Below are 14,490 nucleotides of genomic sequence, written 5' to 3' on the forward strand. Positions count from 1 at the left end.
TCAGACCGAACTGAGCAGAATGCTGGTCTCGCTGTTCAGGATGCCGTCGATGGCGCGGACGTCGCGCAGCACGCGGTCGAACTCGCGAAGGTTCGAAGCCCGGATCTCGGCGACCAGGTCCCAGGTGCCGTTGGTGGTGTGCAGCGCGTGCAGCTCCGGCAGGCCGCGCAGTTTCTGGATGATCGCCGTGGTCGACTTGCCGGTCACCTCGATCATCATCACCGCCTGGATCGCACCATCCTCGTGGTCCTGGCGGACACGAACGGTGAAGCCCAGCACGGCGCCGGAGGCGAGCAGCCGTTCCAGCCGCATCTGCACCGTGCCGCGCGCGACCCCCAGGATGGTCGCGAGCTTCGACAAGGGGGCCCGGCCGTCATGGCGCAGGACGGCGAGCATGCGGCGGTCGAGATCGTCGAAATGATGCATGGCGATTTGTACAGTCGAGCTATGCAATATGCCAGAATTATCCGCCAGAATGCGCGAAGTTCTGCCTGTCCTGTGTGACCTGCCGGCCCCTACCCTGAGGCGAGTTCGTTCGTCGGGGATATCTCATGGTTCAATATGTCGGCGTGGAACATGTCATTCGCCTGGTCGCGGCGATCGGCCTGCCCGAAATCTTCACCGGCCTCGCCGGCTATATCGAGGACGACTTTCGCCGCTGGGCCGATTTCGAGAAGACGGCGCGGATCGCCAGCCATTCCGCCCATGGCGTGATCGAGCTCATGCCGGCGAGCGACGGCCGGCTCTACGGCTTCAAATATGTCAATGGCCACCCGCGCAACACCCGCAGCGGCCTGCAGACGGTGACCGCCTTCGGCGTGCTGTCGGATGTCGCCACCGGCTATCCGCAATTCCTGTCGGAGATGACGCTCACCACGGCGCTCAGGACAGCGGCGACCTCGGCGCTCGCCGCCCGCTATCTCGCCCGGCCGGATGCCAAGGTCATGGCGCTGATCGGGCTCGGCGCCCAGTCGGAATTCCAGGCGCTCGCCTTCAAGGCGCTGCTCGGGCTGTCGCGGCTCAGGGTCTATGACATCGACGGGCTGGCGACCGGCAAGTTCCTGGCCAATCTCGCCGACCAGGGATTCGAGATCGTCGTCGCCGGCAGCTCCGACGAGGCGGTGCTCGGCGCCGACATCATCACCACCGTCACCGCCGACAAGCAGAAGGCGACCATCCTGTCGGACAACATGGTCGGCGCCGGCGTGCATATCAACGCGGTCGGCGGCGACTGCCCGGGCAAGACGGAGCTGCAGCGCGAACTGCTGCTGCGCGCCGATGTCTTCGTCGAATATCCCGAACAGACCCGCGTCGAGGGCGAAATTCAACAGGTGCCGGCGGATTTTCCGGTGACCGAGCTATGGCAGGTGATCACCGGCGCGGCCGCCGGCCGCAGCTCGGATGGGCAGATCACCATCTTCGACTCGGTCGGCTTCGCCATCGAGGATTTCTCGGCGCTGCGCTACCTGCGCGACCGGGTCCAGGGCACCGATTGCTACAGCGAGATCGACCTGCTGGCGGAACCCGAGGACCCGCGCGACCTCTTCGGCCTGCTGCGCGCCGCACCGGCCCGGCCGGTCGCGGCGTTGGAGGACGCCGGCGCATGAAGCCGGTCTCCGTCCAGGCGCCGCGGCTATGATCGATTGATTTCGGTGCGGACAAGTCGTGGATATCAGGGACAAGCCCGGGCAAGACGATGTGTGGGCCTTGTGCCATCCCGGACCATGGCACGCGTCGTGTCACGGTCGGTCCAGTGCGCGCTCGAAGGCACTTCCCGTCTTGGCCGGGCTTGTCCCTGATACCCACGACTTCGACCCAATTTCTCGTCCAGAACGGTCGATTCAAGGGCGCGTCACCGCGATTGGCAATTTTCACCAGGATCCATCGGCGCATGCCCGACCAAGCCTGGACCAACGGACTGTGAACCACCAAAAACGCACGCGGGAAGCGTCGCAGCGCCTGTCCAGTGATCACTCGGCGGCAATGCCGCTCGGCCGTCTTCCCTTGATCTTGCCCAGGGCCTTGGCGACCAGCGGTTCGAGGGCCGCGTGATCCTGGCCATAAGCGGAGACGAAGTCCTCACGCATTCGCCAGCTCCAGAACTGGTTGATGTGGTCGGCGATCGAGGCGACCGCCTCCTGCTCCGGATAGGACTTGAAGAATTCGGCGATCTGGCCGGCCATCTGGGCGAGCTTGTCCGTCGGCGCGTTGGCGCTCATGAGGCGATGGCCTTGGGCTGAAATGACGGGCTCTGGGTGAAGGCCACTGCCGTATCGCGCCTGGCGACAGCCACCAGTGCAATGCCGAGCGCATGGGCGCGGTCGATGGCAAGCGAGGTCGGCGCGGAAATGGCGACCAGCGTGCCGGCACCGAAGATCGCCGCCTTCTCGATCATCTCGAAGGAACAGCGGCTGGTGATGACGACGAAGCCGTTGCCCGGCGCGATACCGGCGCGCAGGCAGGCGCCGATCAGCTTGTCCAGCGCATTGTGGCGGCCGACATCCTCGCGCGCCATCAGGATGGTGCCGTCGGGGTCGCAGAAGGCGGCGGCATGCACCGCCCGGGTCAGCCGGTGCAGCGGCTGGTGGTCGTCGAGGCTCGCCAGCGCCCGCTCGATCGCCCGCGGCGCGACCGGCGCGGCCGGCGCCACGGCCCGGCTCGCACCGGGGACCTGGTCCAGGCTCTCGACGCCACAAAGCCCGCAGCTCGTCCGTCCCGACAGGCTGCGTCGGCGGGTCAGGTGGCGGCTCAAGGCGCTGGCGACGAGATCGACGGTCACGACGAAGCCATCGGCCTGCTCGTCGACCTTGACCCCGCGGATCTCGTCGAGACCGGTGACGATGCCTTCGGTGAGGCTGAAGCCCGCGACGAAATCGTCGAGATCGTCGGGCGTCGCCATCATCACCGCATAGGGCAGATTGCCGTAGACGATGTTGACGGGCATCTCGACCGGCACCTCGACGGCACTCGGCCGATCGAGCGCATGGTCGTAGCGCAAGGTCCGTCCGATGGTGGAGCGGGAGACCGGAACCGCCATGGCGCCCTACTCCGCCGCTTCGGGCATCTGCCCGGCGATCAACCTCAGCAGCACGCTCTCCTCGCGGTTCTGCTCCTGCCATTGCGAGTAGTAGTTGGTCCGCCGGACCTCGACCGCGGTCACCTTGTATTCTGGGCAATTGGTCGCCCAGTCGGAATAGTCGGTCGTGATGACATTGGCGCCGGTGTCGGCATGGTGGAAGGTGGTGTAGACGACGCCCGGCTGCATGCGCTCCGAGACCTCGGCCTTCAGCGAGATGTCGCCGGAGCGGCTGGCGAGCGCGACGAGGTCGCCAGTCTTGATGCCGCGGTTCTCGGCATCGAAGGGGTGGATCTCCAGCACGTCCTCGGCATGCCAGGTGGAATTGGCGGTGCGCCTCGTCTGCGCGCCGACATTATATTGCGAGAGGATGCGGCCGGTGGTCAGGATCAGCGGGAAGCGCGGACCGGTGCGCTCCTGCGTCGGCACGAATTCGGTGATCATGAACTTGCCTTTGCCGCGCACGAAGCGGTCGACATGCATCAGCACGGTGCCCGCCGGCGCCTTGTCGTTGCAGGGCCACTGCACCGAACCGAGCTTTTCGAGCTTGTCGTAGCTCACCCCGGCAAAAGTCGGCGTCAGCCGGGCGATCTCGTCCATGATCTCGCTCGGATGGTTGTAATTCATGGGATAGCCGAGCGCGCGCGACAGCTCGGATGTCACCTGCCATTCCGCCTTGCCGGCCATCGGCGCCATCACCTGGCGCACCCGGTTGATCCGCCGTTCGGCATTGGTGAAGGTGCCATCCTTTTCCAGGAACGAGGCGCCGGGCAGGAAGACATGCGCATATTTGGCGGTCTCGTTCAGGAACAGGTCCTGGACGACGACGCATTCCATCGCAGAGAGGCCGGCGGTGACATGCTGGGTGTTGGGGTCGGACTGGGCGATGTCCTCGCCCTGGACATAGAGCCCCTTGAACGTGCCGCCGACCGCCTCGTCCAGCATGTTGGGAATGCGCAGCCCCGGCTCGGTGTCGAGTGCCTGGCCCCACATCATCTCGAAGATCTGGCGCGTCGCGTCGTCCTCGACATGGCGGTAGCCGGAGAGCTCGTGCGGGAACGACCCCATGTCGCAGGCGCCCTGGACATTGTTCTGCCCCCGCAAGGGATTAACCCCGACGCCTTCACGGCCGATATTGCCGGTGGCCATGGCGAGATTGGCCATGCCCATGACCATGGTCGAGCCCTGGCTGTGCTCGGTGACGCCGAGGCCGTAATAGATCGCGCCATTGCCGCCGGTGGCATAGAGGCGGGCGGCGGCGCGCACATCGGCCGCCGGCACGCCGGTGAACTGCTCGCTCGCCTCCGGCGAATTGCGTTCGTCGGCAATGAAGCGGGCCCAGATCTCGAAATCGACGAGGTCGCAGCGTTCGCGGACGTAATCTTCCTTGATCAGGCCTTCGGTGACCACGACATGGGCGATGGCGTTGATCAGCGCGACATTGGTGCCGGGCATCAACTGCAGGTGATAGTCGGCCTTGATATGCGGCGACTTGACCAGGTCGATGCGGCGGGGATCGGCGACGATCAGGCGGGCACCATCGCGCAGCCGCTTCTTCATGCGCGAGGCAAAGACCGGATGGCCGTCGGTGGGGTTGGCGCCGATCACCAGGATGACGTCGGACTTGGCCACCGATTTGAAGTCCTGGGTGCCGGCCGAGGTGCCGAGCGTCGTCTTCAGGCCGTAGCCGGTCGGCGAGTGGCAGACGCGGGCGCAGGTATCGACATTGTTGTTGCGGAAGGCGGCGCGCACCAGCTTCTGGACGAGGAAGACCTCCTCGTTGGTGCAGCGCGAGGAGGTGATGGCGCCGACCGATTCCCGGCCATATCGGCCCTGGATGCGCTTGAACTCGGAGGCCGCGTGGTTGATCGCCTCGTCCCATGACACCTCGCGCCAGGGGTCGCTGATCTTGTCGCGGATCATCGGCTTGGTGATGCGGTCCTTGTGGGTGGCATAGCCCCAGGCGAAACGGCCCTTGACGCAGGAATGGCCGTCATTGGCCTTGCCGTCCTTGTAGGGCACCATGCGCACGACGCGATCGCCCTGCATCTCCGCCTTGAACGAGCAGCCGACACCGCAATAGGCGCAGGTGGTGACCTTGGAATGCTCGGGCTGGCCGTGCTCGACGACCGTGTTCTCGATCAGCGTGGCGGTGGGGCAGGCCTGCACGCAGGCGCCGCAGGAGACGCATTCGGAGCCGAGGAAATCCGTGCCGCCGGGCGAGACCCGGCTGTCGAAACCGCGGCCGGTGATGGTCAGCGCGAAAGTGCCCTGCACTTCCTCGCAGGCGCGGACGCAGCGGTTGCAGACAATGCATTTTGCCGGATCGTAGGTGAAATAGGGGTTCGACGTGTCCTTCTTGTCGTCGAAGTGGTTCTCACCCTCGTAGCCATAGCGCACCTCGCGCAGGCCGACGGCGCCGGCCATGTCCTGCAGCTCGCAGTCGCCATTGGCCGAGCAGGTCAGGCAGTCGAGCGGATGGTCGGAAATATAGAGCTCCATCACCCCCTTGCGCAGCTTGGCGAGGTTCTGGGTCTGGGTGCGCACCACCATGCCGTCCTCGGCCGGCGTGGTGCAGGAGGCTGGCGTGCCGCGCCGTCCCTCGATCTCGACCAGGCAGAGCCGGCAGGACCCGAAAGGCTCCAGGCTGTCGGTGGCGCAGAGCTTGGGGATCTTGGTGCCGAGGCTCATTGCCGCCGCCATCACCGAGGTGCCGGCCGGCACCGAAACGGTCTCGCCGTCGATGGTCAGGGTCACCTGCTTTTCGGAGACGCGGATCGGCGTGCCGAAGTCGATTTCCTTGATCAGGCTCATCACGTGATCCTCACTCGGCCGCCACGGCCATCGCGGGGCGATGGAAATCATCAGGGAAGTGACGCACCGCGCTCATGACCGGCATGGGGGTCAGCCCGCCCATGGCGCAGAGCGAGGCATCGGTCATCAAGCGGTTCAGATCGGCGAGCACGGCGAGGTTCTTGTCCCGCTCGATGCCCGCGATGATCCGGTCGACGGTCTCGACGCCGCGCACCGCGCCGATCCGGCACGGCGTGCATTTGCCGCAGCTTTCCTTGGCGCAGAATTCGAAGGCGAATTTCGCCTGGCGCGCCATGTCCGCGCTGTCGTCGAACACCACCATGCCGGCATGGCCGAGCATGCCGCCCGCGGCCGCCAGCGCCTCGTAATCCATCGGCGTATCGAGCAGCGCGTCGGGCAAATAGGCGCCGAGCGGGCCGCCGACCTGCACCGCCTTGAGCGGCCGGCCGGAGCGCGTCCCGCCGCCGAAATCCTCGATCAGGCTGCGCAAGCTGATGCCGAAGGCGAGCTCGACCAGGCCGCCGCGCCGGATATTGCCGCCGAGCTGCACCGGCATGGTGCCGCGCGACCGGCCCATGCCGCAATCGGCATAGGCCTTGGCGCCATGGGCCATGATCCAGGGGACGGTCGCCAGCGACAGCACGTTGTTGACCACGGTCGGCTTGCCGAACAGGCCTTGCAGCGCCGGCAGAGGCGGCTTGGCGCGGACGATGGCGCGCTTGCCCTCCAGGCTTTCGAGCAGCGAGGTTTCCTCGCCGCAGATATAAGCGCCGGCGCCGAGCCGGATCTCCAGGTGGAAGGCCCGGTCCGAACCCAGCACCGAGGCGCCGAGCAGCCCTGCCCGTTCGGCCCGCGCGATGGCATGCTCGAGCGCGGCATGGGCATGAGGATATTCCGAACGCAGGTAGATGAAGCCCTTGGTGGCGCCCACCGCGATCCCCGCGATCACCATGCCTTCGATCAGCATGAAGGGATCCCCCTCCATCAGCATGCGGTCGGCGAAGGTGCCGCTGTCGCCCTCGTCGGCATTGCAGACGATGTATTTCTGCTCGGCCACGGCGCCGAGCACGGTCTTCCACTTGATGCCGGTCGGGAAGCCGGCGCCGCCGCGCCCGCGCAGGCCGGAGGCCCGGACCTCTTCGACGATATCGGCCGGCGCCATGGCGAGCGCCCGTTCCAGGCCGGCGAAGCCGCCATGGGCCCGGTAGTCCTCGATCGACAAGGGATCGGTGATGCCGACACGGGCGAAGGTCAGGCGCTGCTGGCGCTTCAGCCAGTCCATGTCCTCGGTCGCGCCGTGACCGAGCCGGTGGCCGCCGCCGCCGAGAAATCCGGCATCGAACAGGCCCGCGACGTCGGCGGCCGCGACCGGCCCATAGGCGACCCGGCCGGCCGGGGTCTCGACCTCGACCAGCGGCTCGAGCCAGAGCATTCCGCGCGAGCCGTTCCTGACGATCTCGACGGCAAGGCCACGTTTGTCGGCTTCGCTGCGGATCGCGCGGGCCACGGCCTCCGCGCCGACCGACAAGGCGGCGGCGTCGACGGGCACGAAGATCCGGATCGGGGTTTCTGCTTCGCTCACGCCGCGACCCCTTCGCTCGACCGGGTCGCTTCGATCGCCGCGCCCCGGCAGAGGGCGGACAGGCTGGCGGCATCGAGCCGGCCGACCAGTTCGCCGTCGACCAGCGCCGCCGGCCCGAGCGCGCAATTGCCGAGGCAATAGACGGTCTCGATCGTCAGCGCGCCGTCGGCCGTGGTGGCGTCGACCGCGACGCCGTGATGCCGCGCGAGGTGGTCGACCAGGCCTTCGCAGCCCACCGCCTGGCAGGCCTCGGCGCGGCACAGCTTGATGACCCGGCGCCCGGCCGGCCGCTCGCGGAAATCATGATAGAAGGTGACGGTGCCGTGGACTTCGGCGCGCGACAGGTTCAAGGCGTCGGCGATCAGCGGCACGGCCTCGCGGTCGACATAACCGAATTCGTCCTGAAGCGCGTGCAGGATCGGCATGGCGGCGCCGTCGAGACGGCTCATGCGCGCGATCAGCGTTCGCGCAGCCTCGATGTCCCAAGCCGCATATCGTGCCATGCTTCCTCCAACCATCACCATCGGATCGGCGATCGCGCGCCATGAATGGTGACCGCAGACTGGAAGAGTTCAAATTGTTTGTTCCGAACGCTTGATAGTTAAAAACTATCATATGAGCGTCTCAGTCGCGACGCTGGCGGCACGGCAGCGCTGGGCCGGCCCATGCCTTCCGGCATTTGACGGACGGCAAGCACAAGTCCCTCGCCGCGATAGGTCCAGGCTATCGCCCGGCCAAAGTCCGGGCGATCCCTGCGTTCCTGACCGGCTCGGTCACCATCAGGAGATTGCGTGCCAGCGGGGCAACCGGCTGGCGGTCGGCGACGATCAGGCCAATGGTGCGCTGGGCGTCGGGGGCCACCAGCGGCAGCGCCTTGGTGCCGAGCGGGATGCCGAAGAACTCGAGCAATTGCCGTGACACGATCGAGGATATGCCGAGCAGGCCGGCATGCGAGCAGAGATTGAAAATGGAATTGGTCTCCATGGTCGGCACGGGCGCCTGGCCGACCGAACGGAAGATGCCGTCGATGATGCGGCGGTTCTGCATGTCGGCGGTCAACAGGCAGAGCTTGAGCTTGGCGGCCTCCTCCCAGGTCACTTCGCTGCGGCCGGCCATGGCGCTGTCCTCGCGCATCAGCAGCACGTAGGATTCCTGGTAGATCGGCTTGGAAATGACCCGCTCCAGCGGCTCGTTGTCCAGATAGGTCAAGCCGACATCGAGCTCGAAATTGTCGATGCGGCTCTGGATTTCCTGCGAGGTCAGCGACAGCACGGTCAGCGAGACCTCGGGGAAGCGGGCGGAGAACGGGCCGGTAATATGGGCGACCATCGGCAGCGCGGTCGGGATGGCGCCGAGCCTGAGCCGCCCGCTGACGCCCTGCCGGAGCTCGGCGATCGACTGCTTGAGCAGGTCCGATTCGGCGAGGATGCGCCGGGCATGGGCGACCACCACCTCACCTTCCTTGGTCAACCCCTTGAACTGCCGGCCGCGTTCGACGATCAGCACGCCCAGTTCTTCCTCCAGCTGGACGATGGCGGTCGACAGGGTGGGCTGCGAGATGTTGCAGGCCTCGGCCGCGCGCCTGAAATGCTTTTCCCGCGCCAGGGCATCCAGGTAGATCAACTGCTTGATGATCATCGCATTCCAATCGACGCGTGGCCGGCCGCCGGCTGGCCTCGCGCGAATCTAACCGACATGGCCGGCGGCGCAACGGACCCCCACTTCCGGGCCGGCCCGTTCACGCCGCCTGCAGGTCGGCAATGAACCCGCTCACCGCGCGTTGCAGGTCGCTTGCCTGCCCCGACAGGCCGCTGGACAGCGTCATGAGCTGGGTCGACGCCGCGCCGGTCATCTCGGCGGCCTGGCCGACGCCGGTGATATTGGAGGTGACCATGCTTGCGCCCTGCGCCGCGCGCTGGCAATTCGCCGCGATCTCAGCGGTCGCGGCCCCCTGCTCTTCCATGGCCGCGGCGATCACCACTACCGTCTCCTTGATACCGCCGATGGTCCGGACGATCTCGCCGATCGAGCCGACCGTCATCTCCGTCGCCACCTGGATCTCCGCGACCTTGCGCGAGATATCCTCGGTTGCCCGGCCCGACTGCGAGGCGAGCTGCTTCACTTCGGAAGCAACGACGGCGAAGCCCTTGCCCGCCTCGCCCGCGCGCGCCGCCTCGATCGTGGCGTTGAGCGCGAGCAGATTGGTCTGGTCGGCAATCCCCTTGATCAGCCCGACGACCTCGCCAATGGCGTTGCCGGCTTCCGCCAGGGTCCTGATCCGATCGTTGGAGGACGAGGCTTCGTCGAACGCCCGGTCGGAAATCTTGGCCGAATGGGCGACCTGTCCGGTGATTTCGCGGATCGACGACGACAGCTCTTCCGCGGCCGAAGCAACCGTCTGGACGTTGCTCGACGCCTCCTCGGCCGCTGATGCGACGGTCTGTGCCTGGCGCGACGTCTCTTCGGCGGTGGCCGACAGATTGGTCGCAGCGTCGGCCACCTCCTTCGACGACAGGCCGAAGCTGCCGGCGAGCTTCTCCATATTGGCGACAAAGCGCTCGGAAATGCCGTTGCGCCGCTCGAGCCTCTCGCGATCGGCAGCCTCGGCGGCGGCCCGCTCCGCCCGCAGGCGTTCCGCCTCCTGCAACTGGTCGCGGAACTTCAGGACCGACCGGGCGATGTCGCCGATCTCGTTGCCGCGGTCGGCATCCCGCACGTCCACCTGCAACTGGCCGCCGGCAAGCGCCGTGATCGTGCCGTTGAGACGATCGAGCGGCCTTGCGACATGCGCCACCACATAGACCATGACCGCGAGCGCCAGGATCAGCCCGATCCCGAGCACGCCCGTGGTCGCCATGGACGTCTGCCAGTAGGAGGCTTCGCTGCGGGCTTGGGCGTTGGCGCTGCCCTGGCGGTTGAACGCAACCAGTTCGGCAATGACGCGTGACACCGCGTCGAAGCGGTTGCGGCTCTCGCTCCGGTAGAGCGCACTGCCTTCGGCCGCTTTGCCGGCGCGCGCCAATTGCACCAATTGCGTGTCCACCGCCATGTAGGCCTGCCACGCGGGTGGGAATTTCTCGTAGAGGGCCTGTTCCTCCGCATTCGCGATGAGGGCCTGGTAGCGGCGCTGGCCGGCCTGAAGCTCCGCCAGGGCCTGCGCCATCCGCTGCTCGGCGGCTGCGACGTCGGCCGGCTCGACCGACACCAGGAGGGCGGCTTCCGAAGCGCGGAACCGCGCCGCGCTTGTGTTCATCGCATTGGCCGCGTCGAGCGCCGGCAGCCAGTTTGTTGCGATATCGACGGTGCTATGATGGGTCCGCGACAGGCCGAGATAAGCGGTCGCTCCCAAGGCGGCGATCATTCCAAGCAGCATCAAGCATGCACCAATGAGCGCCGTCTTCACGGTAAGCTTCATTTCAATCTCCGCGCGAATCGACCATCGACTACACCACTGTGTGAAAAACATCTTTCGCGGGCGTTAACGTGATCTTAGCCACGATCGAAGCAGGGCGGCCGGCGATTGCGTCGTCCGACTGCAGCCGCGTCACCCCTCGGCTGTCGGCGTCGAGAGGCGACCAGGCATGGATGTCGGCCGCACCACCGTGGCGGTGCGGCCATCGCGGACCGGTAATCACGACGCCGGATCAGGACCGGTGGGTGGAAGGCCCGGACTGCTTGCCCAGGACCCGGTCCCAATAGGGCGGCCGCCCGAAACGCTGGCGCAGATGCTCGGCCAGGGCGCGGAGCTTGGCCGACGGGCGGCGTCCCTCGGGATGGGCCATCACGATGAACTCCTCCTCCGCCTCGGCCCCCACCGAGATCACGGCGAGCCGGCCGGCCGCGATGGCCTCGCTCGCGATGAAGGTCGGCAGCAGCGCAATGCCGAGGCCCGCCACCGCCGCGTCGCGCATCATGTCGCCATTGTTGACCCGCAGGCCAACGGCGGCGCGCACGTTGATCGCGCCGCCAGGGCCGGGAAAGCGCCAGTCGGCAACGCCGCGATGGGTGTAAAAAATGCCCCTGTGCCCATTCAGTTCGACGAGGGAAGCCGGTCTCCCGTGGCGAAGGAGATAGTCCGGCGAAGCGACGAGCCGACGGCGGCTCGGCGCCAGAGCCCAGGCGATGAGGCGCGTATCGGCGATCGGCCCGTGACGGACGACCGCATCATAGCTGTCGGCCGCGGCATCGACCCGGCGATCGTCGCAATCGAGCGTCAGTTCGATCCCGGGGTTGGCCGCGAGGAAGGGATAGAGCGCGGGGCCCAGATGCATGCGCCCGAAGGTGACCGGCGCCGACAACCGCAAAGGTCCGGTCAGCGCACCGCGGCGCTCGCCGAGATCGGCCGCGGCATCCTCGACCTCGCGCATGATGCGCACCGCCCGTTCGCGAAAGGCAGCGCCATCCTCGGTCAAGGACAGCTTGCGTGTGGTGCGGTGCAGGAGCATCGTCCCGACACTGCGCTCCAATTCGGCCAGCCGCTCGCTGACGACGGATTTCGACAGACTGAGGCGGCGCGCCGCTTCGCTGATCGAACCGGCGTCCGCGACCGCCACGAAGGCGGCGATGCCGTCGAGCTTCATTGTTCGTCATTTCCGAAAAACAGATCCAGAAATCGCAGCCTAATCCGAACGATCCATTCGCGCCAGATTTGATCGCAAGCGGTGGTGGCGAAGGGACGGCGATCAGGCCGCCCCGCCCGCCGATCGAGGAGATGAAAATGCTGCGACTTCTATTCGGCGCCCTCGGTGCCCTTGCCCTGTCACTGCCGGCGCAGGCGCAGGTGCAACCCTACCCGGCCGGCTTCCGGACCCAGGACATACCGACCAACGGCAGCACGCTGCATGTCCGCATCGGCGGCCAGGGACCTGCGGTCGTGCTGCTGCATGGCTACGGCGAGACCGGCGACATGTGGGCGCCGCTCGCCGCCGAACTTGCCCGTGACCACATGGTCATTGCGCCGGACCTGCGCGGCATGGGGCTCTCGGCGCGGCCCGCCGGCGGCTATGACAAGAAGACCCAGGGACAGGATATCGCCGGCGTGCTCGATGCCCTGCGCATCGAGAAGGCCGACCTCGTCACCCATGATATCGGCAACATGGTCGGCTATGCCTTTGCCGCCCAGTTTCCGCAACGCGTGACGCGCTTCGTCATCATGGATGCGCCGCTCCCCGGCGTCGGTCCGTGGGACGAGATCGTGCGCAGCCGCGCGCTTTGGCATTTCTCCTTCCAGGGGGCCGACGCCGAACGTCTCGTCGCCGGCCGCGAGCGGATCTATCTCGATCGCTTCTGGAACGAGTTCTCGTTCGATCCGAAGAGCTTCAACGAGGCCTCGCGCGAACACTATGCCAGGCTCTATGCCCGGCCCGGCGCCATGCATGCCGGCTTCAACCAGTTCGCCGCCTTCGACCAGGACGCGGTCGACAACAAGGTGTTCGTCGCCCGGGCCAAGCTGACCATGCCGGTGCTGGCGGTGGGCGGCGGCGCCTCGTTCGGCCCGACCATGGCGGTGGTCATGCGGGCCGCCGCGACCAATGTCACCGAGGCGGTAATCCCGAATTCGGGCCACTGGCTGATGGAAGAACAACCGGCGGCGACCGTTGCCGCGATCCGCGCCTTCCTCGACAAGGCGCCTTGAGCGCTCGCCTCCGGTCGCTCCGGCCCGCCAAAGCAGATCAGGCCCGCCAAAGCAGATCAGGCCCGCCTCATGGCGAGCCTGATCAGGCCGAACCGGCAAACAAGGGCGTGCGGTTCAGAACTTGTAGGCGACCGCCACGCGACCGCCGAGATTGAACTGCGAGTCCGTCGACAGGCGGGTGCTGCCGCTGACCGCCCGCGAACCGGCGATGAAGGTCGGATAGACCGGGTTCGGCACGGCACCGACATATTCGGCGAGCGCGCTGACGCGCAACGACCAGGCCGACTGCGAGGTGTAGAGAACGCCGAGTTCACCGGTGGCCCGCCATGTCGTGCGGGTCAGGCGGTCGGAAGCCGAAGCGACATTGGTCGGCGGCGGGAAAAAGGTGCCGGTGAACGACTGGCTGGCATTGAGGTTGGCGCTGAGCAGATCGAGCGACACCGAACCGTTGCCGAACAGGCTGATCTGCTGGATGATCGGGACACTGGCGCCGAGCGAGGCGCCGAACCGCCAATAATGGCCATCGACATCCGAGCGCAGGTTCATGGTTTGCGGGTCGCTCCCCGTCGCCGCGATCCTGTCCCGGTTGTTGATCGCCTGATAACCGACGAACAGGCCCGGCGTCAGCGTGTAGCCACCCATGTTGTAGGTCTGGCGAAAACCAAGATCCAGGCCGATGCGCTGTTGCGACCGGTCGATCGTGATGCCGCTGGAGCCGAACAGGCCGACCACGGCGCCGCCGGAAATGCCCGGGCGAATGATACCGTCGATAAACGGCACCATCGCCACATTGGAGGGCAGGCTGTCCGGCGTTCCGGCCCTGAGATAGCTGACCTTGGCGTAGATCTCGGTCGGCGCCGCGAAATTCAGCAGGCGATAGCCGATCGTCGCGTCGAGGCCAACGCCGGCGCCATATTGACTGCCCGGCCCGAAGCGGCCGCGGTCAACGCCATTGCTGATCGGAAAGGTCGACATGTTGCGACCGAAATTCATCGCGGGAAACTGGATGGCATAGGCGGCCGCACCCCCCTCGACGAACCAGTTCGACACGTCCTCCCGTACCAAGGGGCTGGCGCCGATGTCGGCCGCGCAGGCCGACCCGACAGCAACAGTGGCGAGAGCGACGCCAAGGAGTGCCTTGTGAGCGAACATGTTTCCCGCCTCCCTTTCGGTGAACCTTGAGTCGAGTCCTAAGGTGACGGCGCGGTATCCCGCAACCAGGAACATATCGAACCTTTGACGGCGTCGACGACCCGTGTCTTCCAGGTCACATTTTCTGCATATTCCCAACAACATCTACGCGCAAATACGCACGAACTATTTCGTATATTTGTACTTGGCCGAGAGCCGACGCCGCCCGATGCCGAGACTGCCAGCCTCCCC

Annotated in this window: 12 protein-coding genes; 2 read left to right on the forward strand and 10 right to left on the reverse strand. The window is 66.5% G+C overall.

Going from position 1 to position 14,490, the window contains the following annotated elements:
• Entirely contained in the window at nt 1-426 is a 426-nt protein-coding gene (locus AC07WJ_RS20620) for an Lrp/AsnC family transcriptional regulator (protein ID WP_494936513.1), read from the reverse strand.
• Between the two features lie 125 nt (nt 427-551).
• On the opposite strand from AC07WJ_RS20620, the gene ocd reads away from it, so the two are divergent.
• Nucleotides 552-1,607: an ornithine cyclodeaminase gene (gene ocd / locus AC07WJ_RS20625; RefSeq protein ID WP_494936514.1), complete on the forward strand. Its 1,056-nt coding sequence runs from the start codon at nt 552-554 to the stop codon at nt 1,605-1,607.
• Nucleotides 1,608-1,970: 363 nt separating this feature from the next.
• Here ocd and AC07WJ_RS20630 read toward each other — a convergent pair whose 3' ends face one another.
• The 8 genes from AC07WJ_RS20630 to AC07WJ_RS20665 all read right to left on the reverse strand — a co-directional run bounded on the left by AC07WJ_RS20630 (nt 1,971) and on the right by AC07WJ_RS20665 (nt 12,052).
• Nucleotides 1,971-2,219 (reverse strand): formate dehydrogenase subunit delta, encoded by a 249-nt coding sequence (locus AC07WJ_RS20630; protein ID WP_494936515.1) that lies wholly within the window; start codon nt 2,217-2,219, stop codon nt 1,971-1,973.
• Nucleotides 2,216-3,037 carry a formate dehydrogenase accessory sulfurtransferase FdhD gene (gene fdhD / locus AC07WJ_RS20635; protein ID WP_494936516.1) on the reverse strand — a complete coding sequence of 274 codons (822 nt, stop codon included), beginning with the start codon at nt 3,035-3,037 and terminating at the stop codon, nt 2,216-2,218. Before fdhD ends, AC07WJ_RS20630 begins: the two co-directional genes overlap by 4 nt.
• 6 nt (nt 3,038-3,043) lie before the next feature.
• On the reverse strand, nt 3,044-5,890 hold the full coding sequence (gene fdhF / locus AC07WJ_RS20640; protein ID WP_494936517.1) for a formate dehydrogenase subunit alpha: 2,847 nt from the start codon (nt 5,888-5,890) through the stop codon (nt 3,044-3,046).
• A gap of 10 nt (nt 5,891-5,900) precedes the next feature.
• The gene (locus tag AC07WJ_RS20645) at nt 5,901-7,472 is read right to left on the reverse strand and encodes a formate dehydrogenase beta subunit (protein WP_494936518.1); all 1,572 of its coding nucleotides are present in this window, start codon (nt 7,470-7,472) and stop codon (nt 5,901-5,903) included.
• Nucleotides 7,469-7,975 carry a formate dehydrogenase subunit gamma gene (locus tag AC07WJ_RS20650; RefSeq protein WP_494936519.1) on the reverse strand — a complete coding sequence of 169 codons (507 nt, stop codon included), beginning with the start codon at nt 7,973-7,975 and terminating at the stop codon, nt 7,469-7,471. The genes AC07WJ_RS20645 and AC07WJ_RS20650 overlap by 4 nt, the downstream gene beginning before the upstream one ends.
• Before the next feature lie 220 nt (nt 7,976-8,195).
• The gene (locus tag AC07WJ_RS20655) at nt 8,196-9,110 is read right to left on the reverse strand and encodes a LysR family transcriptional regulator (RefSeq protein ID WP_494936520.1); all 915 of its coding nucleotides are present in this window, start codon (nt 9,108-9,110) and stop codon (nt 8,196-8,198) included.
• 100 nt (nt 9,111-9,210) lie between these two features.
• Nucleotides 9,211-10,938: a methyl-accepting chemotaxis protein gene (locus AC07WJ_RS20660; RefSeq protein WP_494936521.1), complete on the reverse strand. Its 1,728-nt coding sequence runs from the start codon at nt 10,936-10,938 to the stop codon at nt 9,211-9,213.
• A 178-nt stretch (nt 10,939-11,116) separates the two neighbouring features.
• Nucleotides 11,117-12,052 carry a LysR family transcriptional regulator gene (locus tag AC07WJ_RS20665; protein WP_494936522.1) on the reverse strand — a complete coding sequence of 312 codons (936 nt, stop codon included), beginning with the start codon at nt 12,050-12,052 and terminating at the stop codon, nt 11,117-11,119.
• Between the two features lie 137 nt (nt 12,053-12,189).
• Here AC07WJ_RS20665 and AC07WJ_RS20670 point away from each other — a divergent pair, with 137 nt between their 5' ends.
• A complete protein-coding gene (locus AC07WJ_RS20670) occupies nt 12,190-13,107 on the forward strand; it encodes an alpha/beta fold hydrolase (RefSeq protein WP_494936523.1) in 918 nt (305 codons plus the stop codon).
• 114 nt (nt 13,108-13,221) lie between these two features.
• On the opposite strand, the gene AC07WJ_RS20675 is transcribed toward AC07WJ_RS20670, so the two are convergent.
• Nucleotides 13,222-14,259, reverse strand: a complete 1,038-nt coding sequence (locus tag AC07WJ_RS20675; protein ID WP_494936524.1) for a hypothetical protein — start codon at nt 14,257-14,259, stop codon at nt 13,222-13,224.
• Nucleotides 14,260-14,490: the final 231 nt, after the last annotated feature.

It is taken from the genome of Phreatobacter sp. GW821-FHT04C01, assembly GCF_059420385.1.